This window comes from Sphingomonas sp. PP-CE-1G-424 (assembly GCF_004341085.1).
Classification (GTDB): Bacteria; Pseudomonadota; Alphaproteobacteria; order Sphingomonadales; family Sphingomonadaceae; genus Sphingomonas.
The window spans coordinates 61,199-87,928 of sequence record NZ_SLXW01000008.1 but is presented as its reverse complement, the minus strand read 5'-3'; the positions used below and the strand labels follow the sequence as shown (position 1 = coordinate 87,928).

The 26,730-nt window shown below is 66.4% G+C and carries 26 protein-coding genes; 8 read left to right on the top strand and 18 right to left on the bottom strand.

Going from position 1 to position 26,730, the window contains the following annotated elements; genetic code table 11:
• Positions 1 to 64: 64 nt before the first annotated feature.
• Positions 65 to 451 carry a hypothetical protein gene (locus C8J43_RS18905; protein ID WP_133032172.1) on the bottom strand — a complete coding sequence of 129 codons (387 nt, stop codon included), beginning with the start codon at positions 449 to 451 and terminating at the stop codon, positions 65 to 67.
• Between C8J43_RS18905 and C8J43_RS18900 the strand changes: the two genes are divergently transcribed.
• Genes C8J43_RS18900 through C8J43_RS18890 form a run of 3 tightly spaced genes read left to right on the top strand, consistent with a single transcriptional unit; the run spans position 425 to position 2,303 of the window.
• The gene (locus C8J43_RS18900; protein ID WP_133032171.1) at positions 425 to 1,561 is read left to right on the top strand and encodes a phosphoadenosine phosphosulfate reductase family protein; all 1,137 of its coding nucleotides are present in this window, start codon (positions 425 to 427) and stop codon (positions 1,559 to 1,561) included. The genes C8J43_RS18905 and C8J43_RS18900 overlap by 27 nt on opposite strands.
• Positions 1,558 to 2,040, top strand: a complete 483-nt coding sequence (locus tag C8J43_RS18895) for a hypothetical protein (RefSeq protein WP_133032170.1) — start codon at positions 1,558 to 1,560, stop codon at positions 2,038 to 2,040. The genes C8J43_RS18900 and C8J43_RS18895 overlap by 4 nt, the downstream gene beginning before the upstream one ends.
• Positions 2,040 to 2,303 carry an AlpA family phage regulatory protein gene (locus tag C8J43_RS18890; RefSeq protein WP_347812520.1) on the top strand — a complete coding sequence of 88 codons (264 nt, stop codon included), beginning with the start codon at positions 2,040 to 2,042 and terminating at the stop codon, positions 2,301 to 2,303. Before C8J43_RS18895 ends, C8J43_RS18890 begins: the two co-directional genes overlap by 1 nt.
• A gap of 272 nt (positions 2,304 to 2,575) precedes the next feature.
• On the opposite strand, the gene C8J43_RS18885 is transcribed toward C8J43_RS18890, so the two are convergent.
• The 5 genes from C8J43_RS18885 to C8J43_RS18865 form a co-directional block, all read right to left on the bottom strand.
• Positions 2,576 to 3,643, bottom strand: coding sequence for a 5-(carboxyamino)imidazole ribonucleotide synthase (locus C8J43_RS18885; protein WP_133032168.1), 1,068 nt, complete (start codon positions 3,641 to 3,643; stop codon positions 2,576 to 2,578).
• A 25-nt stretch (positions 3,644 to 3,668) separates the two neighbouring features.
• Entirely contained in the window at positions 3,669 to 4,124 is a 456-nt protein-coding gene (purE, locus tag C8J43_RS18880; RefSeq protein ID WP_056052477.1) for a 5-(carboxyamino)imidazole ribonucleotide mutase, read from the bottom strand.
• Positions 4,125 to 4,303: 179 nt separating this feature from the next.
• Complete coding sequence (gpmA, locus tag C8J43_RS18875) at positions 4,304 to 4,990, bottom strand: 2,3-diphosphoglycerate-dependent phosphoglycerate mutase (RefSeq protein WP_056052480.1); 687 nt, start codon at positions 4,988 to 4,990, stop codon at positions 4,304 to 4,306.
• A 160-nt stretch (positions 4,991 to 5,150) separates the two neighbouring features.
• The gene (locus tag C8J43_RS18870; RefSeq protein ID WP_133032167.1) at positions 5,151 to 6,287 is read right to left on the bottom strand and encodes a M14-type cytosolic carboxypeptidase; all 1,137 of its coding nucleotides are present in this window, start codon (positions 6,285 to 6,287) and stop codon (positions 5,151 to 5,153) included.
• On the bottom strand, positions 6,284 to 6,898 hold the full coding sequence (locus tag C8J43_RS18865; protein WP_060525863.1) for a DUF4136 domain-containing protein: 615 nt from the start codon (positions 6,896 to 6,898) through the stop codon (positions 6,284 to 6,286). The genes C8J43_RS18870 and C8J43_RS18865 overlap by 4 nt, the downstream gene beginning before the upstream one ends.
• A gap of 157 nt (positions 6,899 to 7,055) precedes the next feature.
• Between C8J43_RS18865 and ykgO the strand changes: the two genes are divergently transcribed.
• Positions 7,056 to 7,181 (top strand): type B 50S ribosomal protein L36, encoded by a 126-nt coding sequence (ykgO, locus tag C8J43_RS18860; RefSeq protein ID WP_003046794.1) that lies wholly within the window; start codon positions 7,056 to 7,058, stop codon positions 7,179 to 7,181.
• A gap of 4 nt (positions 7,182 to 7,185) precedes the next feature.
• Positions 7,186 to 7,800 carry an HAD family phosphatase gene (locus C8J43_RS18855; protein WP_133032200.1) on the top strand — a complete coding sequence of 205 codons (615 nt, stop codon included), beginning with the start codon at positions 7,186 to 7,188 and terminating at the stop codon, positions 7,798 to 7,800.
• A 107-nt stretch (positions 7,801 to 7,907) separates the two neighbouring features.
• Here C8J43_RS18855 and C8J43_RS18850 read toward each other — a convergent pair whose 3' ends face one another.
• Positions 7,908 to 8,513: a L,D-transpeptidase family protein gene (locus C8J43_RS18850; RefSeq protein ID WP_243645678.1), complete on the bottom strand. Its 606-nt coding sequence runs from the start codon at positions 8,511 to 8,513 to the stop codon at positions 7,908 to 7,910.
• Between the two features lie 200 nt (positions 8,514 to 8,713).
• Here C8J43_RS18850 and C8J43_RS18845 point away from each other — a divergent pair, with 200 nt between their 5' ends.
• Complete coding sequence (locus tag C8J43_RS18845) at positions 8,714 to 9,418, top strand: murein L,D-transpeptidase catalytic domain family protein (RefSeq protein ID WP_133032166.1); 705 nt, start codon at positions 8,714 to 8,716, stop codon at positions 9,416 to 9,418.
• A 9-nt stretch (positions 9,419 to 9,427) separates the two neighbouring features.
• Here C8J43_RS18845 and C8J43_RS18840 read toward each other — a convergent pair whose 3' ends face one another.
• From C8J43_RS18840 to C8J43_RS18820, 5 genes are all read right to left on the bottom strand, one after another.
• Positions 9,428 to 10,519 carry a glycosyltransferase gene (locus C8J43_RS18840; RefSeq protein WP_279388848.1) on the bottom strand — a complete coding sequence of 364 codons (1,092 nt, stop codon included), beginning with the start codon at positions 10,517 to 10,519 and terminating at the stop codon, positions 9,428 to 9,430.
• Positions 10,516 to 13,026: a DegT/DnrJ/EryC1/StrS family aminotransferase gene (locus C8J43_RS18835; protein WP_133032165.1), complete on the bottom strand. Its 2,511-nt coding sequence runs from the start codon at positions 13,024 to 13,026 to the stop codon at positions 10,516 to 10,518. Before C8J43_RS18835 ends, C8J43_RS18840 begins: the two co-directional genes overlap by 4 nt.
• Positions 13,027 to 13,163: 137 nt before the next feature.
• Positions 13,164 to 15,077, bottom strand: coding sequence for a CocE/NonD family hydrolase (locus tag C8J43_RS18830; protein ID WP_243645677.1), 1,914 nt, complete (start codon positions 15,075 to 15,077; stop codon positions 13,164 to 13,166).
• 90 nt (positions 15,078 to 15,167) lie between these two features.
• Positions 15,168 to 15,467 carry a hypothetical protein gene (locus tag C8J43_RS18825; protein ID WP_060525867.1) on the bottom strand — a complete coding sequence of 100 codons (300 nt, stop codon included), beginning with the start codon at positions 15,465 to 15,467 and terminating at the stop codon, positions 15,168 to 15,170.
• A gap of 45 nt (positions 15,468 to 15,512) precedes the next feature.
• Complete coding sequence (locus C8J43_RS18820) at positions 15,513 to 18,356, bottom strand: pitrilysin family protein (RefSeq protein ID WP_133032163.1); 2,844 nt, start codon at positions 18,354 to 18,356, stop codon at positions 15,513 to 15,515.
• A gap of 376 nt (positions 18,357 to 18,732) precedes the next feature.
• Here C8J43_RS18820 and C8J43_RS18815 point away from each other — a divergent pair, with 376 nt between their 5' ends.
• Positions 18,733 to 19,248, top strand: a complete 516-nt coding sequence (locus tag C8J43_RS18815; protein ID WP_056052510.1) for a MucR family transcriptional regulator — start codon at positions 18,733 to 18,735, stop codon at positions 19,246 to 19,248.
• 147 nt (positions 19,249 to 19,395) lie between these two features.
• On the opposite strand, the gene C8J43_RS18810 is transcribed toward C8J43_RS18815, so the two are convergent.
• From C8J43_RS18810 to C8J43_RS18790, 5 genes are all read right to left on the bottom strand, one after another.
• Positions 19,396 to 20,139, bottom strand: coding sequence for a dienelactone hydrolase family protein (locus C8J43_RS18810; RefSeq protein ID WP_133032162.1), 744 nt, complete (start codon positions 20,137 to 20,139; stop codon positions 19,396 to 19,398).
• 142 nt (positions 20,140 to 20,281) lie between these two features.
• On the bottom strand, positions 20,282 to 21,514 hold the full coding sequence (lysA, locus tag C8J43_RS18805) for a diaminopimelate decarboxylase (protein WP_133032161.1): 1,233 nt from the start codon (positions 21,512 to 21,514) through the stop codon (positions 20,282 to 20,284).
• A 45-nt stretch (positions 21,515 to 21,559) separates the two neighbouring features.
• Positions 21,560 to 21,823 (bottom strand): hypothetical protein, encoded by a 264-nt coding sequence (locus C8J43_RS18800; RefSeq protein ID WP_133032160.1) that lies wholly within the window; start codon positions 21,821 to 21,823, stop codon positions 21,560 to 21,562.
• Entirely contained in the window at positions 21,820 to 22,338 is a 519-nt protein-coding gene (locus tag C8J43_RS18795) for a methyltransferase domain-containing protein (protein ID WP_133032159.1), read from the bottom strand. The genes C8J43_RS18800 and C8J43_RS18795 overlap by 4 nt, the downstream gene beginning before the upstream one ends.
• Positions 22,339 to 22,351: 13 nt before the next feature.
• Complete coding sequence (locus tag C8J43_RS18790) at positions 22,352 to 22,615, bottom strand: hypothetical protein (RefSeq protein WP_056052519.1); 264 nt, start codon at positions 22,613 to 22,615, stop codon at positions 22,352 to 22,354.
• A 406-nt stretch (positions 22,616 to 23,021) separates the two neighbouring features.
• Here C8J43_RS18790 and C8J43_RS18785 point away from each other — a divergent pair, with 406 nt between their 5' ends.
• Positions 23,022 to 25,541, top strand: coding sequence for a PAS domain S-box protein (locus C8J43_RS18785; protein ID WP_165899687.1), 2,520 nt, complete (start codon positions 23,022 to 23,024; stop codon positions 25,539 to 25,541).
• Positions 25,542 to 25,839: 298 nt separating this feature from the next.
• On the opposite strand, the gene C8J43_RS18780 is transcribed toward C8J43_RS18785, so the two are convergent.
• On the bottom strand, positions 25,840 to 26,694 hold the full coding sequence (locus C8J43_RS18780) for an alpha/beta hydrolase (RefSeq protein ID WP_133032158.1): 855 nt from the start codon (positions 26,692 to 26,694) through the stop codon (positions 25,840 to 25,842).
• Positions 26,695 to 26,730: the final 36 nt, after the last annotated feature.

Here is a 26,730-nt window from a genome sequence, read left to right as displayed (position 1 = left end):
CTGGTGGGTGTCGCGCTCGGCCTCATAGGGGCGGGACTCCTCGGCTTGGCCGTGTTCGCGTTCTTCAATTGGCAGCGCAGAGTCGTGGACGCAGCAGCCCGCCGCACGCGCCTGGCAGATCGGCCTCGGGGCTAGCCATGGCCTGCGAACGCGTCACCCTGCCAGGCGGAGGCTCGGCGATCGTCTGCGGTACGCGCCGCCGGCAGCGGTGCGCTTGCGGCCGGCCGGCTACACTGGCCTGCGACTGGAAGACGTCGACCAGGCGCAGCGGCACCTGCGACGCGCCGATCTGCACGCGGTGCACGCTGTCGCCAGCGGCCGACAAAGACCTGTGCCCCACGCACGCGGCGGCTTTCGCTGAATGGCAAGCCGCGCGCTGCGCTGTCCCCGTCGAACGGGCCCACATCAATGGTCCGCTCGTCTGATGCGGCGCGCGGCCGACGAGCGCCATCAGCTCGCCCTCTTCACCACCGGTTTCAGCGAGCTATTGCTGTCGGACGACGTTCGGACGGCCATCGCGGGCGGCGCACCGGTCGCTTTCAGCCTGTCCGGCGGAAAAGACAGCATCTCGATTAGCTACGCGACATCGGCACTGCTCGATGACCTCGGCCACCCGCGCGATCGGCGCGTCGCTATCCATGCAGATCTCGGCCGGATCGAGTGGCAATCCACGCCCGCAACGGTCGAGGCCGGCGCCGCGCGTCTTGGCGTCCCGCTGATCGTGGTGCGCAACCGCAGCTATGACATGCTGTCAAAGTGGGATCGTCGGTTCGAGCTGGGATGCCGGCGCTATGAGCAGCTGCTGACCTACCATCTCACCGCGCCCTGGTCCTCGGCGAACAATCGATTCTGCACGTCGGAAATGAAGACCCAGGTCATTCTGCCCGAGCTGCTTCGCCAATTCCCTACCGATCGCATCGTCTCTGTTGTCGGGATCCGCCGCGAAGAGAGTATCAAGCGTCGCCTTACCCCGGTCTCGAAGCCCGAGGCTGCCTGCTGGACCCGCAAGCGCGGCGCCAATATCTTGACGTGGAACCCGGGCGTCGATGTGCGCGAGGACGAGGTCTACGCGTATTGCGAGCGTCATAGCCTTCCGCTGCCGGAGAGCTACGGCCTCGGCAGCACCCGCCACGGCTGCGCATTTTGCGTGTTAGGATCCGAGAACGATGTTCGCGTCGCCGCGCACGCGCCAGGCAATCGGGGCGCGCTGTTTCATCTGGTCGATCGAGAAGCAGTCACGACCTTCAGCTTTCAGCCCGATCGATGGCTGGGGGATGTCGCTCGCGAAATCCTGCCGGCATCGCTCGCCGCCGATCACGCGCAGGGGAAGATCCTCGGCACCCGCCGCCGGCAGCTAGAAGCTTCGCTGCCAGCAAACCTTCGATACGTAAAAGGCTGGCCGCAGCGCGTCCCCACGATCGAAGAAGCCGTCGTGATCGCTGACGTTCGCGCGAGGATCCTCGCGATGCACCAGCTCGAGACCCCCTACCAAACCCCGTCTGCAGTCCGCGATCGCATCGCTGAACTGTTTGACGAGCAGCGCCTCAAGGAAGCAGCATGACGCAGTTCGCGGCCAACACCAGCGTGAGCGCTAGCGCTTCACGGGACGAGATCGAGCGCACGCTTACTCGCTATGGTGCCGACCAGTTCCTCTATGGCTGGCAGGACAACGCGGCGATGGTCGGCTTCCGCATGGAAGGCCGGCACGTGAAGTTCGTCCTGGCGATGCCCGCCCGCGACGATCGTCGGTTCACCCACCATAGCCGCGGGGCGCGCACGGCCGACGCCGCGGCGAAGGAATGGGACCAGGCGGTTCGCCAGCGCTGGCGCGCCCTAGCCCTCGTCATCAAGGCAAAGCTCGAAGCCGTCGAAAGTGGCATCAGCATTTTCGAGGACGAGTTCCTCGCGAACATCGTGCTTCCCGGCGCTGGTCAGAGCGTCGGCGACTGGATGCGGCCGCAGATCGCCGAGGCTTACCGCATCGGAACGATGCCCCCCCTCCTCCCCATGCTTCCCAGCCCGTCGAAAGGTGACCGCTGATGCCCGCCACGAACGTAACCCCGACACGGGATCGCACAATGGCGGGTAGCAAACGTCGCGGCGTGCCCAGCGCCCGCGGCCGGTTTCTCCGCCTGAACGACATGGTCGCATCAACTGGCCTGAGCGAATCGACGATTCGCAGGCGGGTCCGGGAAGGCAAATTCCCCAAGTCAGTGGCGCTCACGCCGCACTGCGTCGGGTGGTGGGAAACCGATTTCGAAGCGTGGGCAAGCGCGCGCTTGGGGTCCCACCCCGACGAATGACGGCCCCGGCGAGGGGGCATCCTTGGGGGCATCCGAGGAAATCAAAATCAATTTTCTACGTAATTACGGGGCTTTAGCTATGTTCAATCGATGCCGTCTCCGGGCACCATTTTCTCACCTAGTGATGTAAGCTGCGGGTTCACCCGCAAAGCCGTGAGTTCGGACCCCAGTTCCGTTCGTGCTGAGCGAAGTCGAAGCACCTTTGTTTTGGGCACACCCTTCGACTTCGCTCAGGGCGAACGAAAGGAACAGGTTCTAGAGCGAACTCAGCGTTAGCGGACGATCCGCGTGACATGGCCCATCTTGCGCCCCGGCCGCGCGGTGCCCTTGCCGTACAGGTGCAGGTGCGCGCCGGGCTCGGCCAGCAACTCCTTCCAGCGATCCGCGTCGTCGCCGATCAAATTTTCCATCGTCGCTTCACGCCCGGTCAGCGTCGTCGCGCCTAGTGGCAACCCACAGATCGCACGGATATGGTTTTCGAATTGCGAGCATTCGGCGCCTTCGATCGTCCAGTGGCCGGAATTGTGCACCCGCGGCGCCATCTCGTTGAACACCGGGCCGTCGGCGCCAACGAAGAACTCGCACGCCAGCACGCCGACATAGTCGAGTTCGTCCGCGATCCGTTCGGCCAGCGCTGCTGCATCATGGGCTTGGGCCAGCACCGCGGCGGGTGCGGGGACGGTCGAGTGGCGAAGGATCGCATCGCGGTGGACGTTGAGCGGCGAATCGTAGCGCGCGATGCTGCCGTCGAGGCCGCGGGCGATCAGGATCGAGAACTCGTGCTCGAACGGGACGAAGGCTTCGAGCACCGCGGGGCCGCCGATCGTGTCCCAGGCGGCTTGTGCGCCATCCGGAGTGTCGATCTTGACCTGGCCCTTACCGTCATAGCCGAACCGCGCGGTCTTGAGGATGGCGGGGGTGCCGATCGCTTTCAGGCCCGCCTGCAGGCTTTCGAGACTGTCGACTGCCGCCCAAGGCGCCGGACGGCCGCCGACGCTCTCCACGAAGCGTTTTTCGCCGATCCGCTCCTGTGCGACGCGGAGCGCGCGCGGGCTTGGGTGGACGGGGACGCGGTCTGCGAGCCATTCCACGGGCTCGACCGCGATGTTCTCGAACTCGTAGGTGATGACGTCGCAGGCGTCGGCGAAGTCGGCGAGCACGATGCGGTTGTGATAGTCGGCGCGCGTCATGGTCGAGGCGGACTGTGCGGCGACGCTCTCCTGGTCGGGCGCGAGGACGTGCGTGTGATAGCCGAGCTGGGCCGCGGCGGTCGCGAGCATGCGGCCGAGCTGGCCGCCGCCGAGGATGCCGATGGTCGATCCGGGAGGAAGCGGCGTCATGTCAGCGTCTTTCAGGCTATCGTGCTCAGATGGGGTCGGTCGCGACGGCGTCGGTCTGTGCGGCGCGCCAGGCTTTGAGGCGCTCGGCCAGTGCGTCGTCGGACGTCGCTAGGATGGCGGCCGCCAGAAGGCCGGCGTTGATCGCGCCGGGCTTGCCGATCGCGAGCGTGCCGACCGGGATGCCACCGGGCATCTGGACGATCGAGAGCAGGCTATCCATGCCCTTCAGCGCCTTCGATTCGACGGGCACGCCGAGTACCGGGAGGTGCGTCATCGAGGCGGCCATGCCGGGGAGGTGCGCCGCGCCGCCGGCGCCTGCGATCACAACCTTGAGGCCGCGATCGGCGGCGGTCGTCGCGTAATCGTAGAGGCGTTGGGGCGTGCGGTGCGCGGAGACGACCTTGGTTTCGTAGGCGACGTCGAGCGCGTCGAGCGTCTCGGCGGCGTGGCGCATCGTCTCCCAATCGGAGGTGCTGCCCATGATGATGCCGACTAGAGCCACGATCGCCCCCTGATTCAAGGAGCGCCGTGCCTAGCGACGTGGGGGGGCTAGGGCAACCGTCGCCCGACTCCGTCATCCTGGGCTCGACCCAGGAGCCACGAACCTCGACGTCCTTGGCTCTGGATCCTGACTTTCGTCAGGATAACGGCGCGCGTAGCTCAGCGCTCGCTGAGGTAGTAGCGGTCCGTTGCGTTCAGGTCGGCGTCGAGTTCGTAGACGATCGGCTGGCCGGTCGGGATCTCCAGGCTCGTAATCTCGTCGTCGGGAATGTTCGACAGGTGCTTCACCAGCGCGCGGAGCGAGTTGCCGTGAGCCGAAATCAGAATACGCTGGCCGTCCTTCAGCGCCGGGGCGATCCGCTCGTCCCAGTAAGGAAGAACGCGCGCGATCGTGTCCTTGAGGCTCTCGGTTCTGGGGATCGCGATGCCGTCATAACGCCGGTCCTTGGACAGGTCGAACTCGCTGCCGTCGTCGAGCACGGGCGGCGGGACGTCGAAGCTGCGGCGCCAGATATGGACCTGCGCGTCGCCGTGCTTGGCCGCGGTCTCGGCCTTGTCGAGGCCGGTAAGGCCGCCATAGTGGCGCTCGTTGAGACGCCAGTCCTTCTCGACCGGGAGCCAGAGCCGGCCCATCGCCTCCAGCGCGATGTTGAGCGTCTTGATCGCACGGGTCTGGAGGCTGACGAAGGTCTGGTCGAAGTCGAGGCCCTTGGCGGCCATCAGCTCGCCGGCGGCCTTGGCCTCGGCCTCACCCTTGGCGGTCATGTCGACGTCCCACCAGCCGGTGAAGCGGTTTTCGAGGTTCCAGGTGGACTGGCCGTGGCGGATCAGGACTAGGGTCGGCATTCGGGCTCCTGCGATGGCGGGACTGAACGGAAAAGTGCGGTGCCCCCCCTATACGTCATCCTGACGAAAGTCAGGATCCAGAGCCAAGACGGACGGCGTCCTGTTACCCTGGGTCCTGACTTTCGTCAGGATGACGGCAGGGCGAGGGCGATGCGGGCGGTCAGATTTCGTCGATCATACCGGCGAGCGTCTCCAGCATCGCATGCGCAAGCCGTTTCGAGCGCTCAGGCGACCAACCGAACTCGGGATCGGCGTTGGCGTCGTGATCCTTGAATGGCATCTCCAGCGTCATCGACACCGCGCCGAAGCGCTCGGCGAGCTGGTTGGTCGACATCGACAGGTTCGCCGTCCCCGGTGCGGACTTGGGATAGCCCTTCTCGGTCTGGAAATCGGGCGTGTGCGCGGCGAGACGACGGCCGTATTCGTAGAATTTCTCGCCGTGCGCGTCGGTCCAGGAGGGGATGCCTTCGAAACCGGCGATGAAGTTCGCGGGGATCGCCTCGTCGCCGTGGATGTCCATCGCGACGTCGACGCCGGTCAGGTCCATCGCGTTGCGCACGCACAGGACCTCGGGGCTCTTCTCCAGCGTCGGCGTGTGCCATTCGCGGTTGAGGTTCACCCCGACCGCATTGGTGCGCAGATGACCGCGGCGCGTGCCGTCCGGGTTCATGTTGGGGACGACGTTGAAGGTCGCCTTCGCCAGCAGCGCGGCAGTGATCGGATCGGCCGAATCGGTCAGCCGCTCCAGCGCGCCTTCCATCCACCATTCGGTCATCGATTCGCCGGGGTGCTGGCGACCGTAGATCCAGACCTGCTTCGGACCCGAGCCGATCGTGAAGCAATCGATCGCCTGCCCGTCGAGCGACTGGCCGAGTTCGCGGTGCGCAACGCCCGGCAGCAACGCGGTGCGCGCCACCAGAGCCTCGTGCATTTCCATCGTGTACGGCGCGAAATACGCGAACCAGGCGAGATCGGTATCGGCGGTGAAGTCGAATTCGAGCACGCCATTGTCATAGCGTGTCTCGATCATCCGCCACGCCTGGCGATCGGTGCTGGCACGCGTCTTGTAGCCCGGCCAGCCGAACGGATAGGCCGACTTGCCCGCATTTAGGATACGGTAGGTCAGCGTCCGTCCAGCAGCCCCCGCCACGCGGAAATAGAACCACTGGAAGAAATCGGACTGGAAATCGGTGACGATCTCCAGGTCGATTCGGTCTCCCTCGATGGCGACAACACGAATGTTGCCGCCATCGAAGGCTGCATTGATGGTGACGGGGCTCATGGTCTGTACGGTCATTTCACCTGAATAGTGCGACCGGACTCACCGGGGAACCCCATGAACAAGGCGCGGGCGAGCTTCCCGGCCTGGATATCGGTCGTCGCGTCGGCCTTGCGTGCATCGGCGAAGGTCTGCGCTCGGCCTTCCCAGACCGGCGACTGGTCGGCGCTGCGCTTGATCGTCACCGACAGTTCGGAGACCAGGATCGCAGTACGCCCACCGCCACCGATCGGGAAGCCGACACCGCCGCCGAGCCCGACACCGCCACCGCCACGACCGCCGCTGAAGCCTCCGCCGCCGAGACCGATGCTGAACGGCGCGGGCTTGGGCGGCCCCGCCTGCGTGGTGCGGGTGAAGCCCACGGTCGCGACCAGCAACGGCTTCGCGCCCGGTGCCGGCACACTATAGCCGGCCTTCAGCAGTTCGCCCTGTACGGCAGCCGCGTAGGTCTTGAACTCGAGGCTGGCGGGTCCGCCGCCGGTGAGCGGCTGGACCGCGATCGTCCCGCGGTCGATCGGCTCGCCGAGGTGATAGCGCAAAACCTCGGTCGGCGGCAGCGACGGGCCGGTCGCACACGCGGTGAGGGATGCGCTTGCCAGCGCCAGGACCAGGATCGAACGAACCGCCATCGGGACTTCCTTAGAATGTTGCGCTATAGTAACGCTCCGACCAGCCGAGTGGGTTCCCGGATGGTAGGAGTGTGTCCGTTGCTTGACTTGGACACACCCCGCCATTAGGCGATCCCGTCTTTCCGCACACCTAGAATTGAAAAGAAGCGAATCGATCATGAAGATCCGCAATTCCCTGAAGTCGCTCAAGGATCGTCACCGCGATAACCGCGTGATCCGTCGTCGTGGCCGTACCTACGTCATCAACAAGACCAACCGTCGCTTCAAGGCACGCCAGGGCTAAACCCCTGAAGACCGCCGTCATTTTCGACGTCGGTCGCGTTCTTTACGACTGGGATCCGAGGATCCTGTACGAGCGCCTGATCGACGACGATCGGGCGCTCGACGCGTTCCTGCGCGACGTCGTGACGATCGACTGGCACTTCCAGCACGATGCTGGCCGCGACTTCGCCGACACCTCGGCGGAGCTGGCCGCGCTGTATCCGCAGCATGCCGACCTGATCGCTGCTTGGGGGCCGCGATTCAACGAGAGCATCGGCGCGCGAATCGCCGGCATGCAGGAGATCGTCGAGGAGCTGGACGCAGCCGGCGTACCGCTGTTCGCGATCACGAACTTCAGCCACGAGTTCTGGCCACCCTTCCGCACGCGTGAAGCGCAGCTGTTCGACCGGTTCCGCGATATCGTCGTGTCGGGCGAGGAGAAGATGGTGAAGCCGGATGCGGCGATCTATCGGCTGTCGCTCGACCGATTCGGGCTGGCGGCGGAGGAGGCTGTGTTCGTCGACGACAATGCGGCGAACGTGGCGGGCGCGCAGGCGCTGGGGATCGAATCGGTGCTGTTTACGAACGCAGCGGATTTCCGCGCGCGATTGGTCGAGCTTGGGCTCCCGATCGCGGCTTAGCCGTTACCTGGCCAAAGTTTGTTTCCCCGCGAAGGCGGGGACCCAGTCTGGGCTCCCGCCTCCGCGGGAGAACAAGGGAGGGAAAGCCGCCCTCGCCTATCGCCGGATCACTGATCCAGCGAGATCGACTGGCGCAGGTTGGCCACCGCGGTCTCCTGATCCACCACGGGTGCCTCCGGCATCGCGCCGCCCTCGAAATCGTCCGTCACCGTCACGGTCGTCCCCAGCGTGGTCACCCCGAACAGCTGTTTCGCAAAGCCGAGCGGCACGCGAATGCAGCCGTGCGACGCGGGGAAGCCCGGGTTGCGCCCCGCGTGAATCGCGATGCCATCCCAGGTCAGCCGCTGCATGAACGGCATCGACGCATCGTCGTACAGGCTCGATTTGTGGACCGCGTTCTTCTGCAGGATCGGATAGGTGCCGAGCGGCGTGTCCTTGCCATCCTTGCCGCTGGAGATGGTCGTCGCCGCGATCATCGAGGACCCGCGATAGACGAACGCGCGCTGCTCCAGCAGGCTGATGACGATGCTGACCGGCTCGCTCGCGCCATTGTCCTTCCAGACGAACTGGTTCGGCGACAGTTCGGTCGCGGCCTGCTCGATCGGCATCGCGGCGAGTGCGCCGGCCGACGCCGCCAGCGCAGGACTTGCGCTCGCGAACAGCGCGACGGCCAGCCCGATTGCCGTCACTGGCCGCATCATCCCGATCATCATCACACCCGTTCTCGAATCCCGATATCCCGCTCAACGCGCGATTCTTCGAATCGTGCCGCGAGACGAGGGAGTCGACGAACCGACCCCAAGCCGGGGTAGTCAGAGGGAACGGACCCACAACCAGTGGAAATGGTTGCAGAATATTCACTGAAAATCGGCTATACGATAGTCCAAGAAACGGGGCAATTTCGGGAAAATCGATGCACGACGAGCAAGGTCCTGTGCGCGAGCGACGCGCGCTTCTGAAGAATGGTCTGGTATTGGCGGGGGCTCTGGCGGTGCCGGGTGCCGTCTCCGCAACGACGCGTCTCGGACGCCCGCTCACCGCGCGTGATCTAAAGCCGATAATGCAGCCACCACTGCCGCGCACCACGGTCGCGCTGACGTCGCCGAAGGTGGTTCGTCCCGATTTGCTGCGCCAGGCGATGGCGTCGCTGAGCCGTCACGGCAGCCGCATCCAGCATCACGACCGCATCGCGATCGCGGACTTCGCGGCGCCGTCGGGCAAGCCACGGTTCCACTTCATCGATCTCGCCAGCGGGCGCAGCACGTCGTTGCTGGTCGCGCACGGCAGCGGGTCGGACCCTGCGCATACCGGCTATCTGGAGCGCTTCTCGAACCGCTTCGGCTCGAACGCCTCGTCCGAGGGCGCGTTCGTGACCGACGACTATTATGTCGGCAAGCATGGCCGCTCGCAGCGCCTGATCGGGCTCGACCCGACCAACGACAACGCGCTCGATCGCGCGATCGTCGTGCACTCGGCATGGTACGCGAACAAGGACATGATCGAGACGCACGGCATGCTCGGTCGCAGCCAGGGCTGTTTCGCGGTCGGCGAACGCGATCTCGACCAGGTCTTCGCGCGCCTCGGTGCCGGTCGGATGATCTACGCCGCCAAGGTCTGATACCGGGCGCTAGACGGCGGTCTGGACCATCCGGCTCTGCTCCATCCGGTGACGCGCACGACGCGCACCGCCGATCAGCCCCGACCACAACAACGCCTCCAGGCTGGCATAGCCGAGGCCGAGATGGTCGGGCCGCACGGCGAGCACATCGGCCAGCCGGATCGTCCCCGCGCGCAGCCCTACCCGACCGATATCGCCCCAACGCCGTGCGGTCTCCCAGCGGATCAGGCTGATGTCGTGCGAATCGCACCGATGCGTCGCCAGGAAGTCGGCTTGGATCACGCTCAGCGCGCTGCCCAGGATCGCGAGCGTCGCGCGATCCGCCACCGGCCGCTTGGCCATGTTGTGCGACACCATCAGCCGCGCGATCGTTTCGGCACGGTCGTCGAACAACCGGGCGTAGCGCTCGGTCAGCACGCGGACCGCCGACGCCTCCATGGTATCCTCGAACCGCTTCGACACGCCGCCCGGATGGACCCGGTACAGCACCAGCGGCGCATCGAGCCGGGCGATCGCGCCGAAATGGCCGATCCGCTGATACAGGTCGAAATCCTCGGCAAACAGCAGATCGGGCCGGGTAATCGGATCGAGCCGCCGCGCGACATCGGTCCGCATCATCGTCGACGACCAGACCAGCGGGTTCTCGATACAGGTCAGCCACGCGACCAATGCCGGCGTGGTCGTCGGTGCGTAGCGCGACGGCGTGACCTTCCCGTCGCACAGGATCTCGGCGGACGTTCCCAACAACACGGTGTCGGGATGCGCCTCGAAATAGGCGACCTGCCGCGCGAAGCGATCGGGGCGGCAGATGTCGTCATGATCGAGCGCGGCGATGTACCGTCCGCGGGCCTCGGCGAAACCGCGGTTGCGGGTCCTCACCGGGCCACCGTTCTTCGCCATCGTCACCAGCCGCACGCGCGGATCGGGCCACGCGCTCACCACCGCGCGCGTGTCGTCGGTCGAACAATCGTCGACCACGATCAGCTCGAAATTGGTGAGGGTCTGCGCCGTGACGCTGGCCAGCGTCTCCTCGATCAGCGCGGCGCCGTTATAGGCCGCCACGACCACGCTCACCAGCGGAGCGGCATCGGCCGCGGTCACGCCGCCGCCCGGGCCCTGGACGGCAGGACCTGCTCGACGATCATCAGTCCGACATCGTTCTGCCAGAGCCAGAGCCCGTTCGCCTGCCCCGAGAAGCTCGATTCGCCGCCGAGCGGACCCCACGGCACGAAACCTGCCGCCAGCCCGAGTCCGTAGAGACCGGCGACCGGCGCGCCCTCCGCATCGACGATCCGGCAATCGCGATCGACCATCGGCCTGCCGTCGTCCGCCGCCAACGCGATCGCCGCGCCGTCCTGGCCGACGATCGGCATGCCGATGGGGCGATAGCCGAGCGCCGCGATCACCAGGTCCGCGTCTTCGATATGCGCGCGCGCCGCCGCGTCGTCGTCGCCCGTGATCCGGTGCAGTGCGACGCGCGGATCGGGTTTGCGGCCATCGATCTCCAGCATCCGCAGGACCAGATCGCGCGCCTCGAGCCGGAACCCCGCCAGCCGGTAGACGAACCCCGATACCGGGCAGATGTCGTCGGGGCCGAAATCGGTGAAGCCCTCGGCATGCGCCGCCTCGACCGAATGATAGAAGGGCCGCAGCGGCCGACGGTGGAGCAGCGTGATCGCGCCCGCGCCGAACGGCAGCGCCGGCTGGCTTTTCAGCAGCAGCGCGATCGTCGTCAGCGCGCTGGTCGAGCCGCCGATCACCGCGATCTTCGGCGCGCGCCGGCCGGTCAGCAGGTCCGCGATCTTCTCGAACCCGCCGATCGTCAGGACGTCGTCGGACTGCAGCAGCCGCCCGGCCGCGAGTTCGATCAACGGTGCGCCTGCCACGCTCTGCGACGCGAGCCGTTCGAGCGGCTGATGACCACCGGTCGCGACGACGACGTTGCGCGCCAGCTGTTCGAAGACGTGGCCGTCGGCCAGCCGGCGAAGCTCGACGTTCCACAGGCCATCGCCGACCCGTTTCGCGCCCAGCGCCTCATGCCCGGTCAGAACCGTGCCGCCGTGCGCGCGGACGATATCGGTGAGCCGGTCGCCGGTCGCGCGCAACAGCGGCCCGACCTCGGTCAGCGGCACGCCGAGCGCGCCCTCGTGCGCCGCGACCGCGCGGCCGGCGGGATGATCGACCAGCCGCGCGAGTTCGGGATGCACGTTGTCGCGGACCGCGGTCAGGAAAGTCTGCGCGGTCGAATCCGAGGTGATCGCATAGCGCCCGAGCCGCCCGCCGCCGATCGCATTGCCGCGCTCGATCACCATCAGCCCGGAGGCCGCGAGATCGGGGAGCAGGCCGCGCTTGGTTGCAGAGGTCAGCATCGCCGTCCCCGCGGGGCCACCACCGATCACGATCACCGAGGCGATCGCGCCGGCGCCGCCGCGTACCGACGTGCGCCGATCGCGCGGTCGGACGATCGCCGCGCAGGCGTTCGCAAGTGTTTCGGCAGCGCGCCGCGCGTCTGCAACCGACATCGCATCGGTGATCGGCAGCGACAGCATCCGCCCGGCGATCCTGTCCGCGACCGGGGTGGGCTCGATCATCGCGGTCGCCTGGAACCAGGGCTGCTCGCCAAGATGCGGGCTGAAATAGCGGCCGCAGCCGACCCCGTCCGCCTCGATCGCCTCGACGATCGCGTCGCGGTGGTGCGCGATATGCTCGGGAAGCAGCACCGGCATGAACTGCATCGAACGCCGCCGGCCCGTCACCGCCTGGAACTGGAAACCGGGCAGCGTCGCGCGGTAGGTCTCGTCGAGCACCGCACGGTGGTCGGCGATCGCGTCGATCTCGGCGAGCTTGGCCTGCGCGATGATCGCGGTGATCTCGGGCAGCTTGGCGTTGATCCCCGGCAGCGTCGCGCTGCGGCTGCCCTCGAACCCAAAATTCCCCATCGACCGCAATGTCGCGATCAGGTCGATGTCGCCGCTATGGATCAGCCCGCCCTCGCCCACCGCGAACGTCTTGGTCGCATGCATCGAATGCACCACCGCGAACGGCGCGCGCGCACCGAAGCCGAGCCCGGCATCGTCGAGTGTCCCCAGCGACGATGCCGCATCGATCACCACCCCGACGCCGTAGCGCCGCTGGAAATGGACGTAGCGGTCGAGGTCGATCGCGTTGCCGAACGTCGCATAGGGCACCATCACGCCGATCCGCTCGCCGTGACGTTGGAGCATCCGCTCCTCCTCGATCGCACACGCACCCCAATCGTCGGGATCGATATCGCAGATCAGCGGCGTCAGCCCCGCCCACGCCGCCGCCTGCGCGGTCGCAGCGAAGGTGAGCGCCGGCATCAGCGCCAGCGTACCCTGCTTCGGGTTCAGCCCGCCCGTCCGCATCCCCGACGCGTGACGGATCGCGAGCATGAGCCCCAGCGTGGCATTGCCGACCGCCAGGCACGCGCCGTGGCCGCCATACAGCTGTTCGGTCACGCCAGCCTCGAACGCGCGAACCTCGGGACCGTTGTTGCTGAACACGCCCGACGCCTCGACGCGGCGCAGCGCATCGAGATGGTCACTCAGCCGCGGCGGATTGGGCGCGATCAGGGGGAGGCGTTTCATCGGCGGTCCGGTCTGTTGTGCGACAGGTCTATGACCCATCGCCTCCTAAGAACCAGTTACGCGGGCAAACGCCAAGAGGGGCAAGACAGTTCTTTCCTTACACCACCCCGGATTGCGTCCGGGGTGGTGCAGCAGTTTCAGCGCACCAGCGGCAGGCTGATATAGCTTTCGTCGGCACCCGAGACAGTGATCTTCTGCGTCGCCTTCACGTAATCCTTTGGTTGCGCGAAGAAGATGTTCGGGACGAACGTCTGCGGGTTGCGATCGTACAGCGGGAACCAGCTCGACTGGACCTGCACCATGATCTTATGCCCCGGCAGGAACACATGGTTGGTGGTCGGCAGCGCGAATTTGTATTTGAGCGGCACGTTCGCGGCGATCGGCTTTGCCACCGCCAGATCCTCGCGATACCGCCCGCGGAAAATGTCCATCGCCACCGACAATTGATACCCCGCCATCGTCTTGTCGCCAGGCGTCACGTCGGGATACACGTCGATCAGCTTCACTACCCAGTCGCTGTCGGTACCGGTCGTCGAAGCGGTCAGGTTCACTTCGGGCACGCCGGCGATCGTCGTCGGCGTGGTCAACGCTTCGGTGGTGAAGGTCAGCACATCGGGACGCCCCGAGACCGCACGCTGATCGTCGACCAGCCACTGTTTCCAGGTCGATCCGGTAGCATAGGTCGGAACGGTCGGGCGCACGCGGTAGCTGACGGGTGTCGCCGGGTCGGAGATATAGTCCGCCGTCGCTGCCGCGCCGCCGGTGGCCTGGAAACCGAGCGCACCGCCGGGCTTGAGGTACAGCGGCGTGCCCGCGGTCTGCGCGGTCGGCCATTTGTCGAGCCGCTGCCACTCGTTGCGCCCCGACTGGAACATCGTCACCGGCGCGACGTCCATTGCCGGTTGGTCGCTCTTCAGGTAATGCGCGAGGAACGGCGCGAGGACGTGCCAGCGCCACCATTTGGCGGTGTCGGCATCCCATTTGATCGCGCCCAGCGCGCTGCCGTCGCGCACCTCCTGCCCGTGATACCAGGGGCCCATCGACAGATAGACCATGTCGTTGGCGGTGTCCTTGGGCTCCAGCGCGCGGTAGACCGCAGGCGCGCCGTAGATATCCTCCTGATCCCACAACCCGCCGACGATCAGCGTCGGCACCTTCAGCGGCTGGCCGGCGAGCACGGTGTCCATCGCCTGGCTCGACCAGAACGAATCATACGCCGGATGCTGCGTGATCTTGCGCCAGAAGCCGAGCTGCTCGAGCCCCTGCGCCTTGCCGATCGCCCCCGCCGAGCCACCCTTGAGGTAATAATCATAGTCGTCGGCGGTGTCGGTAATCCACGGCGTGCCGGCATCCTTGGTCGCTTCCTGGCCGAGCACGTACGGCATCATGCCCTCGCGGAACGCGCCGTTGTGGAACCAGTCGTCGCCGCGCCAGCCATCGACCATCGGGTTCATCGGTACCGAGACCTTGAGCGCGGGATGCGGGTTGATCAGCGCCATCAGCGGCAGGAAGCCGTCATAGCTGATCCCGCTGATGCCAACCCGCCCGTTCGATTCGGGGACGTGCTTCACCAGCCAGTCGATCGTGTCGTAGGTGTCGGTCGAATCATCGGTCTTGGTCGGGTTCTGTGCAGTCCCGGCGCGCGCCGGGTTCATCATGTAGATGCCCTGCGATCCGTGCATCCCGCGGACGTCCTGGATCACGCGGATATAGCGCGCCGCGGCGATCACGTCGCCCGCGCCGTCGCCATGCTCGAGGATGCCCGCATAGGTGCCGCTGTCGACCTTGGTCTGGCCGTCCGCGTCATAGGGCGTGCGCGTCATCAGGATGCCCGCGTCCTTCGCGCCCTTGGGCACGATGATGACGGTGTGCAGCTTGACCCCGTCGCGCATCGGGATCTCGACGACCTTGCGGACATAGTCGTAGCCGACGTCGCGCGGCGCCATCTTGGCGGGGCGTTCGTCGTAATTCTGTGCGGTCGCGGGGGCGGCCGTAGCGACGGCGAGCGCAGCCAGCGCGCACGCGGTAAGCAGACGGGGCATCGATATCATTTCTTCTTCCTTCCCTCCCGGACCGAAAAAGAAAAAGGCCCGCCTCCCCGTTACGGAAAGACGAGCCTCCTCTCGTAATATTCTAAACGATCAGGCCGTCCGCGTACCGGTCAGCGGGAAGCTGCCGAACGCGCCGGCGGCGACGCTGCCCTTGAGGACGTCGTCCTCGACGGTCGCCTTGCAGTCGAGCGTCATCGGCATCGGCACGGTCATGCTCTGCTTCCAGGTGATCGTGTCGCCATCGACATCACCCGTCACGTCCATGCCACCCATCGCGCCCGATACCGCACCGGTGAAGGTGCTGCCGGCGCTGTTGACGGTCAGCGTCATCTTCTGATCGCCCAGCGGCGATTTGACCACGCAATCCCAGCTGCCATCGACGTTTGCCATTGCACTCTCTCCTGAAGCACCACCCAGGACGTCTGGGCTCTGCAATTAATTGGCGCCGGCAACCGACGCCGCGGAGATGACCTCGACCGGCAGGCCGATGCTGTCAAGCTGCGGTCGCACCGTCTTCGCATCGCCGACCACAACCCAGATCGTCTTCTTCGGATCGATCGCCTGCTGGATCGCGGTGTTGAGTTGCGGCAGGTTAAGTCCCTGATAGCGCTGCGTGATCGTCGCGTAGTAATCGTCGGGACGCTTGAGCAGGTCGTTCTGCTGCATCGCGCTCAACACCGCGTCGGAGGTCTCGAAATTGCCCGACAGCGAACGGATCGCACCGTTGATCGCACGGTCGAACTCGGCCTGCGTCATCGGCTCCTTGCCGAGAAACGCGCCGATATCGCTGCGCAGTGCGGCGATCGACGGGCCGGTCTGGTCCGCCTGCACCGGTGCCGACAGGATGTAGGGTGCGGCGTGCTCGACCTGCTGGAACCGCCCCGACACGCCGTAGGACCAATGCTTGCTCTCGCGCAGATCCATGTTGACGCGACCGAGGAAGCTGCCGCCGAGCGCATCGTTGGCGGTGACGATCGGCAACAGGTCCTGCGTGCCCTTCAGGCCGGTCGGGATGCCGGCGAAGATCGCCGATTGCGGGCTGTCCGGCCGATCGACCAGCACGATCTTCGGCCCCGACGGCGTGACGGTCGCCGGAAAGACCTTGGCGCCCGCCGCGCCGGTCGGCCTCCACGTGCCGAACCGACCGTCGAGCGCCGCCTTCACCTCGGCGAGCGGACGATCGCTGACGACGAAGATCTTCGCTTTGTCGGGCCGCAGCCATGCGTGCTGGAACGCGATCAGGTCCGATCGGGTCAGCGCCGCGACCGCCTTCGGATCGCCGCTGCCGATCGCCTTGGCATAGGGCGATGTCGGCCCCTGGATCAGCGGCGGCATGACGCGGGCATAGATCCCGCCCGGGCTGGTCAGCTCCTGCGCGATCTGCGCGAGCTGCTGGTTCTTGACGCGCGCGACCTCGGCATCGGCGAACGCCGGGTTCTGCGCGATGTCCGCGAACAGGTCGATCGCCGGCGCGAGGTTCGCACTCGGCACCTGCAACGACAGGAAGGTCCGATCGCTCGATGCGCCCGAACCGATATCCGCGCCCAGCCGCTCCTTGGCTTCGGCCAGCGCGACCGAATCGCGCGTCGGCGTGCCCTCGTCCATCATCGCCAGCGTCAGCTGCTGCGTGCCGAGCTTGCCCGCGACGTCCGCCGCGGTGCCCGCATCGAAGCTCAACACCGCCTGCGTCACCGGCACCGCGGTGCGCTGCGCGTAGACCACCTCGATACCGTTCGCGAGGCGGGTCCGCTCGACGGTCGGGAAGCTCAGGCCGGCGACCGTGCCGACGCCCGGCAACGGCCCCCGCGTCCCCTTCGGCGGCGCCTCGGGTGCAGGGATGACGTTGGCCTTGGGCGGCACGACCGCGTTGGCATAGGCATCGCGCGGCCCGGGCACGACGGCCAGCGAATAGGCGGGGCGCGACAGCCACTTCGCCGCCGCGGCCTTTACGCTGGCCGGCGTCTCGGCCGCCAGCTGCAACAGCTGTTTCTTGTAATAGCCGGGATCGTTCGAATAGAGCGCGCCCTCAGCCAGCGTCACTGCCTTGCCGCCGAACCCGCCGACCGATTCCAGCCCTTCCATCGTCCGGGCCGCGGTCGTCGTCGCGACGCGGCTGACCTCGTCCGCGGTCGGGCCGTTCTTCAGGAAATCCGCGAGGATCTCGTCGATCCGCTTCGACACCAGCGCAGGGTCGACGCCCTGCCGGACGATCGCCTCGATCTCGAACATGCCGAGCTGGCTGAAGCTGCTGTTGCTCGCCGAAATCCGCGTGACCAGCTTCTCCTTCTTGACCAGCGCGGTATCGAACCGGCTGCTGGCGAGGCCGCCGAGCACGCCCGCCGCAACCTCCAGCGCGGTGCCGTCCTTGTCGTTCAGGCCGGGCACCACCCAGTTGCGGCTGATCATCACCGCCGCGACACGGTCCTTGATCGTCTCGCTGACAGGGGCCGGCAAGGTCGGGATCGGCGCAGGCGGGACGATGCTCTGGGGGCCCTTCGGGATGCCGCCGAAATACTTCTCCGCGAGACGCTTGGCGGTTGCGGCATCGACGTCGCCGGCGAGCACCAGCACCGCGTTGTTCGGGCCGTAATGCTCCTTGAACCAATCCTTCACCGTCTGCAGCGACGCCGCATCGAGATCCGCCATCGAACCGATCGTGGTGTGGCCATACGGGTGATCCGTGGGGAACAGCCCCTCGGTGGTCTTGTACTGGGTCAGGCCGTAGGGCTGGTTGTCGCCCTGGCGCTTTTCGTTCTGGACGACGCCGCGCTGCTCGTCGAGCACGCCCTGCGTGATCGCGCCGGTCAGATAGCCCATGCGGTCCGATTCGAGGAACAGCGCGCGATCGAGCGCCGCGGTCGGCACCGTCTCGAAGTAATTGGTGCGATCGTAATAGGTGGTGCCGTTGAAGTCGGTCGCGCCGACCTGTTTCAGCGGCTCGAAGAAATCGCCGGGCGCGTTCTCCGAGCCGTTGAACATCAGATGTTCGAACAGATGCGCGAACCCGGTCTTGCCCTTGGGCTCGAACTTCGACCCGACATTGTACCAGACCGACACCGCCACCACCGGCGCCTTGCGGTCGGTGTGCACGACGACGCGCAGGCCGTTCTTCAGCGTGAACTGCTGGTAGGGGATATCGACCGACTTGACGAGATCGGCGACAGGCGCAGGCTTTGCGGCGGGAAGCGCACGGGCTGCGGGAGCTTGTGCCCAACCCGGCGCGGCCGACAGAAACGCTGTTGCGGCGACACCGGCAAGAACCGTCTTTTTCGAAACCATATGCGTCAATGATCCTCGCCTTAATTGTCACCTCACCATAAGTGCCCAGCGGGTTTGAGCAACAGAAATGACAGGCCGGCGATACGTCGAAATTCGCCGCGACGGGATCGCCGCATTCTGCATAACAGAATCTACGGCCTCCGGCATGACGCCGTTCGACTTAAAGACCGCATGATAGATTTTTCATCTTATCGCCGGCACCGCTTTTCGATGATCCGAGCCATTCTTCGGTCGACCGTCCGAAATCAGGACGAATAGCACTCGATCAGGCTGATCGAAACTTTATCCAACATTTGCGCATTGTAAGGATTGCCAATTTATAGATGAACATTGTAGGCGCGCCGCACAGGGGCCATTATCACTTCAAGGATATCTCGTGACCGATACACTCAATACCGTCGAACTCGCCGCCGAACTGACCGCGGCATGGCTCGCGAACCCGAACACGCGGACCGCGGCAGACGACGTTCCGGCTTTTCTGCTTGCGATGCACGCCGCTGTCGCCAAGCTCGTCGATGCGGGTGACGCAGAGCCTGAGGCTGCGCCGGTTTCGACCGCAGAGCCCGCAGTATCGGCGCGCAAGTCGCTTGCTTCGCCCGACCACATCATCTCGATGCTCGACGGCAAGAAGTACAAGACGCTGCGTCGTCACCTTTCGACCAACGGCCTGACTCCGGAACAGTATCGCGAGCGCTTCAACCTGAAGCCCGATTATCCGATGGTAGCAGCAACCTATTCGGAAGCGCGTCGCGCGATGGCCAAGTCGATCGGCCTCGGTCGCAAGGCGGGTTCGACCGTCGAGAAGGCTGCCGGTTCGGCGGCAACGACGGTTCGCAAGACCGGCAAGGCAGCACTCGATGCCGCCAAGAAGACGCTCGGCAACGAGGGCTGAAGCACGGTCGGGGGAAGGTCGTCTTCCCCCGACTGTCGGCCCGCGGCGATGGCTGCGCGGCCACGCGGGTCGACATTTTAACGCCGCACGCGCTTGGTCCGATAGCGGCCTGCCCTGTCGGCAGGCCGCTATCGCCAGGTCACCGCATCACGCCAGGGCGCCGCGGTAGAAGTCCAGCGTCAGCGTCATCGCCTGAAGGAACAGCGCGGGATCGTAGCGCGGCCCCTCGTCCCGCAGGAATGCGTGCTGGGCGTTCAACTCATGCCACGCATAGGTCGCACCGACCTCTTCGAGCCGCGCGCGGATCCGTTCGCGACCGGCAAAGGGCACATGCGGATCCTGCCGCCCCCACACGAACATTGCCTGCGCCTTCAACTCGGCCATGCGCATGAGACTGTCATCCGAGCGACCCGCGCCCAGCGTGCCCGAATGGATGTCGGTCGGATAGAAGCACGCCGCCGCCGACACGCGCGGATCGAGCGCGGCGCGATAGGCGAGATGCCCGCCGAGGCAGACCCCGAACGTCCCGATCCTGCCGTTGCACGCGGGGTTCGCCAGCAGCGCGGTGACGCCCGCCGCCGCATCGGCATCGAACGCGGCAACCGGCTTGGCGATCTTCAGCGCATTGCCGCGATCGGTGCCCGCCGGATCGTAGCGCAACACCGTGCCCGCCGGCTCATACTCGTGATAGACTTCGGGCACCGCCACGACATAGCCGTTGCCGGCGACCATCGCCGCCAGCCGGCGGATCGGCGCGGTGACCTGATAGATCTCCGAATATAGAAGAATGCCGGGAAAGCGTCGCTCGCCCGCGGGCCGGAACACGTGCATCCGCATCGAACCGCCGCCGGGCATCGTGACATCCTGGATCTCGTCGCCGTGCAGGATCATCCGTTCTTCCTCATATCGGTACCGGGCAAACGCCCTGGTCGCGATCCGACCGCCCACCCGAAATGCCGGTCGAATCCCCCGCGTCCGTAGCCCGATACCGTTCGTACCGGCAATACAGCCGCCCGATGCTCGCCGTGATCCGCTAGGCCGCGAACTCGTCGGGAAGATACCGATCGGCGACGATCTCGTAGCGATCGCCGTCGACCAGCACCTGGGGGCTCAGCGCGCGGCAATTATAGGTCGACGCCATCGCCGCACCATAGGCGCCGGTGGCATGCAGCACGGCGAGATCGCCGCGACCGACGCGATCGATGTCACGGGCGACCGCGAACACGTCGCCGCTTTCGCAGACCGGGCCGGCGATGGTCGCGACCATCCGCGCGCCGTCGGGGACGACCGCCTCGAACCGGTGGAAGGCATCGTACAGCGCCGGTCGCGCGAGGTCGTTCATCGCCGCGTCGACGATGACGAACGGCTCGTCCGCGCCCGGCTTCACCCAGATCACGCGCGTCATGAGCACCCCGGCGAGCCCGGCGACGACCCGGCCCGGCTCGAACGTCAGTTCAACGTCCCAGTCGCGCGTGACGCGGGCCACCATGGCCGCATAGTCGTCGAGCGTCGGGACGATGTCGTCGGAACGATAGGGGATGCCGAGACCACCGCCGAGATCGACGCGGCCGATCGCGTGCCCCCGTGCGCGCAGGTCCGCCACCAGCGCACCGATGCGGGCGTACGCGACTTCGAGCGGCGCGAGATCGCGAAGCTGGCTGCCGATGTGGAGCGCGACCCCGACCAGGTCGAGACCGTCGATGCGCGACAGCCGGTCGTAGATCGCCGGCACATCGGCGATCGCGACGCCGAACTTGTTCCCGCGCCGCCCGGTCGAGATCTTGGCATGCGTGCCGCCGTCGACATCGGGATTGACCCGGAGCACCGCTGTCGCCCGCATCCCCCGCGCAAGAGCCAGCGCCCCGAGCACCTGGCCCTCCTCCTCCAGTTCGAGATTGAACTGGCCGACTCCCGCCGCGAGCGCATCGGCAAGCTCGCGATCGGTCTTGCCGACGCCGGAAAAGACGATGTCCGCCGCCGCGATCCCGGCATCCAGCGCCCGCCGCATCTCGCCGCCCGAGACGATGTCGGCGCCGAAGCCGCACCCGGACAGCAATTGCAGCACCGCGCCGTTCGGGTTCGCCTTGACCGCAAACGCGACGCGCACGCGGGGAAGGATCGACAGTGCCGTTCTGAACCGGTCTGCGGCATCACGCAGCGCGGCGGCGGAATAGACGTGGACGGGCGTGCCGACCCCCTCGGCGATCGCCGGCAGCGGTACGTCTTCGGCGCACAGCACGCCGCCCCGTGGTTCGAAATAGCCCATGATGCCTCGCAGTTTGGCGGTCAGGAATACGGCGGAGCGCCGTCGTCAGGAATGCGGCGGTTCGCGCCGCCGGCGGGTGCGACGCAGACGGACGGCGTGGATCGCTTCGGCGGTATGACAATGGCCATGCCGTTCGGCGCGGAGGGCGACGACGACGCGCTTGCCGTTGATCGTCAGCGTCAATCCGAGCAGCGCGATCGGAAACACCAGCATCGCCAGCGCCGCGCCGTTCGTCGCTGCCGCCACGCTACAGGCGCCGACGGTCAGCACGACGCCGATCGCACGCCAGAGGATATCGCGCCTGGTCATGCCGCGACACTCCGCGCGCAGGACGCCGCCCGGTCGTCGATGACGACCCGCGCGGCTTTCCGCAGCGCGACAACCGCCTGAGGCCGGCGATCGTGCGCGGCACCGCCGTGGCACAGGACGATGTCCGCGGGCAGGTCGTGCTCGGCCTGCAACGCGGTCACGATGTCCGCCACCTCGAAAGACGCGCCGATCGCAGCGTCCGGGGCGCGGTTCGCGGCGGCCCGCGCGCGACCGATCGCGCTGGTCGATCGATCGATCCCGCGCACCTCGATCGCGGTAAAGCCGAGCATCCGCGCATGATGCGCCGCGTGCAGCAGCAGCGTGCCGGCGCCGCACTCGGCATCGACGATACGGACCGCATGCCGCCCGGCGGCGCGCAATGCCGACAGTGCGGCGGCGACCTGCGGCCAGCGTGGATCGTGGTGCGTCGTCTTCGCCGCGGGATGCGACGCCGCGGTCCCCTTTCCCGTCGTGATCGCGTTACGCGACCGGACCGGCAGAGCATGAACGTTCATCACCATCTCTCCGTCATGCCGCACGGGGCAGCGCGCGCTCGTCGCGACCGACCGGGGCGAACGACACGAGTGGCGTAAGCGGCATCGCGGCAACCTCGACGCTCGCATGGTAGATATCCCGCTCGGCCTGCGCATAGTGCATCGCGGCGGCGTAGGAGATGAAGCGGCCTTCGAGCGTTCGCCTGCTGTCCTGGACGAGCCAGTGTCCGGCGCGATCCTGGCCTACGAAGATGACGAGCCCGGTTGGATCGGGCTCCGATATGGGTTCAGACGACATGTCGCCCTGCTGCCTTTCGTGACGCGAGCGTCGTGCCCGCCCCCAACATCTACGAGGCACGGCATAGGGATTCGAGATCGATCCGCGCCGATCGCATAGTGCAGGCATAGTGTCCGCTCGGTCGGTCGCGGTTTCGGTTGTCCTCGCCGCATCACGCGCGCGATCGGGTGTTCGCGGCGTTCGTCGCGCACCATCGCCGGCTGGCGGGGCGCTCGACGACGAGAGCCCGCCATCCCCCTCGCCCCCCGCCCCGAACGCGTCGCGTTCGTCCGAAACGACCGTCGACCCGATAATCAGCGGTGTCGTCGAATGCCGTAATGCCGATTTCCAAACGGCCGGACGATCGCTACGGATTGCGGCGATGAATGCCGAAGTAAGCCCTGCTGCCAATACCTTACCACCCCAAATGGCGTTTCTCGCCGGGGGCGGCGAGGCGGCCCGCCTGATCCTCGGTCGCGACTGGACGAGTCATCCGCTCGGACCGCCGGAAGGCTGGTCGGACATTCTGAAGTCCAATCTCAGCACGATCCTCAACTCGCCGGAATCGATGATCCTGGCGTGGGGCGAGGACGACCTGATCTTCTTCTTCAACGACGCCTATTTTCCGCTGCTCGGGCCGCGGCTCGACTGGGCCATGGGATCGCCGTTCAAAACCGTCTGGCCCGATGCCTGGGAGCAGGCCAAGCCGATCATCGACGAAGCGTTCGCAGGGCGGAGCCAGCGGTTCGTCGATCTCCCGTGGAAGCTGGATACCGATCGCGGGCGTGCCGACACCTGGTTCAGTTTCTCCTACTCGCGCATCCTGGACGCGCGAGGCGCGATCGCGGGCCTGTTCGTGTTCACCAACGAGACGACCGAGCGGGTCCTTGCCGACGCGGCGCTGCGACAGAGCGAAGAGCGGCTCCGACTGGTGATCGAAGGGGCCAAGGATCACGTGATCTTCACCACCGACCCGGTCGGCATCATCACCACCTGGTCGGCAGGCGCCGAGGTCGTGCTCGGCTGGTCGGCCGACGAGGCGATCGGCCAGCCGTCCGCCATGATCCTGGCGGACGAGGACGACGTCACCGGCCCGAAGCTCCCCGCATTGGGCAGCGCCGCTCGCCAGAATTCGGCGCACGACGAACGCTGGCACGTCCGTCGCGACGGATCGCGCGTGTTCCTCACGGGATCGGTCCATCCCCTGCCCTACGACGCACAGGGAAAGCCGCGCGGCTTCATCAAGATCGCCCGCGACGAAACCGAACGCCGGCGCGCGGAACAGGCGTTGCGGGACAGCGAGGCGGCGGCGCTGGTCGATGCGCAGCGGGTGCAGCTTGCGCTTGCGGCGGGCGCGATCATCGGGACCTGGGTCTGGGATCTGCCAAGCGACCGCTTCACCGTCGACGAACCCTTCGCGCGTGCGTTCGGCCTGGATCCGGCGATGGGCCGCGAGGGCCTGAGCCTCACGCAGATCGTCGCCACCGTTCATCCCGACGATCAAGCCGGTCTGGCCGAGGCGATCGGCGACGCGATCGCCCGCGGCGGCGGGTACGCGCATCAATATCGGACGCGGCGCGCCAACGGCGAATATCACTGGCTCGAGGCGAATGGTCGCGTCGATCACGCACCGGACGGCACGCCGACGAGCTTCCCCGGGGTGCTCATCGACGTCGAGGAACGCCGCAAGGTCGCCGCGGAGCGAGACCGCGCGCTGAACGAACTGCGCCGCTTGAACGAGACGTTGGAACAGCGCGTATCCGAGCGCACCGCCGATCTGATGCGCGCCGAGGAAGCGCTGCGCCAGAGCCAGAAGATGGAGGCGGTCGGCCAGTTGACCGGCGGCTTGGCGCACGACTTCAACAACCTGCTGACCGCGGTGACCGGGGGATTGGAACTGCTCGCGCTACGCGTCGCGAAGGGCGAATACGACAAGCTCGATCGCTACGTCGCGATGGCCCAGACCGGTGCGAGCCGGGCCGCGGCGCTGACCCAGCGGTTGCTCGCCTTCTCGCGCCGACAGACGCTGGCACCGACGCCGACCGATGCCGATCGCCTGATCGCCGGGATGGCGGAGATCATCGATCGCACGCTGGGCCCCGAGATCGAGGTGAAGATCGTCTCCACCACCGGTCTCTGGCCGGTTCTGGTCGACGCGCCGCAGCTGGAGAACGCGCTTCTCAACCTGTGCATCAATGCGCGCGACGCGATGCCGCATGGCGGGCGGTTGACGATCGCGACGCAGAACACGTGGCTCGACGCACAGGCGGCGGCGGATCAGGAGCTCCACGAAGGCGACTATGTCGCGCTGTACGTCACCGACACCGGCACCGGGATGACGCCGGAGACCATCGAACGCGTCTTCGAGCCGTTCTTCACGACCAAGCCGATCGGCGAAGGTACGGGTCTCGGCCTCTCGATGATCTATGGCTTCGTCCGCCAGTCGGGCGGACAGGTGCGGATCTGCTCGGAGGTCGGGCGTGGCACGGTCATGTGTCTCTATCTCCCCCGCCACGACGGCGAGGTGGCGGTCGCTGACCGAGCGCCCGACGAGAGCGGCGTCATCCGGGCATTGCCGGGCGAGACTGTTCTCGTCGTCGAGGACGAGACCGCGATCCGGGATCTGGTCACCGAGGTCCTGTCCGAAGCCGGTTACCGCGTGCTGCAAGCCCCGACCGGCCCTGCGGGGGTGAAGCTGCTTCGCTCCGATGAACGGATCGACCTGCTGGTCACCGACGTCGGCCTGCCGGGCGGACTGAACGGTCGCCAGGTCGCCGATGCGGGTCGCGCGGTCCGGCCCGACCTCAAGATCCTCTTCGTCACCGGCTATGCCGCCAACGCCGCCGTCGGCGCGGGCCACCTCGTCGAGGGCATGGAGGTCCTCACCAAACCGTTCAGCATCGCCGACTTCGAAAAGCGGATCCGCAGCATGATCGGCACCGACTGATCCCCGCGGGGTGGGACTGAAATGTGACGCTCGTATACCGGCGCGGTGACGATGCACCGCCATACGACGCGGGTAACAGTTAATTGATAGCAACCTGGTTTTTCAGCGACTTTAATATTTCCTGATGGATCAAAAATCCCTCATTTTCTGATAGTTCCACGATCGCATCGTATTCATCCTTCGTAATTTCTCGTCGCTCTCGGCGATGTAGCTGCACAATACTTCAAACGACAAAAGATGATGAATTGGGAAGGTCAGCTGCGCAGCTTCCGCCCTCCGCGATCGTCGCGAAGAAAGCTCAAGTATCGAGGAACGCGATCGCCCGATCGGCGAACAGTTCGTGATACTGGAAGATCCCGCCGTGCCCGGCGTCAGGGTAAAGGACGAGTTCGGCATCCGGGATGCGGCGCGCGAGATCCCGCGAGTTCTCGCTCGGGACCATGATGTCGTGGTCTCCATTGGCGACGAGTACCGGTTGGCGGATGGCACCCAGATCCTGCGCGGACTGCGCTCCCCAGGCCGTGATCGCCTTCAGCTGGCGCAGGAAGACTTTCGGCGTGACGGCGGTATCGCGGTCGGCCTTGCGGGATTTCAGACGCGCGAGGAACGCCTGTGCCGCGCGACGGCTGGGCTTGCTCGCGGTGAAGAACAGGAACATCTTCGGATCGCGGAACGTCAGCATGCCCTTGACGATCAGCGGCCACGATACCGAGCCGACCTTATCGATGCCGGTACCACCCGCCGGCCCGGTGCCGGTGAGGATCAGCCGGCGGACAAGCGCCGGGCGCTTCAGCACCATATCCTGCGCGACGAAGCCGCCCAGCGAGAAGCCCATCAGGTCGATCGTATCGAGCCCGAGCACGTCGATCGCCGCGAGCATGTCGTCCGCCATGGCCGAGACCGTGAGCGGTGCCTCGCCGCCCGACGCGCCGACACCGCGGTAATCGAACGCGAATACCGGCCGGTCGGCGGCCAGCGCCTCGACGATCGAAGGATCGAAATTGTCGAGGTTGGCACCCCAGTGGTTGAGCAGCACGAGGGGAACGCCGCCTCCCCCGCCAATCTGCCGATAGGCAAAGCGGGTACCCGCAGCCACTACCGCTCGCGTGGCGACGCTCGCCCACGCACCCCGGGCCGATCGCGTCTTGGTCATCGTGGAGTCCTTGGTTTTTTAGTCGGGAGCATGGGC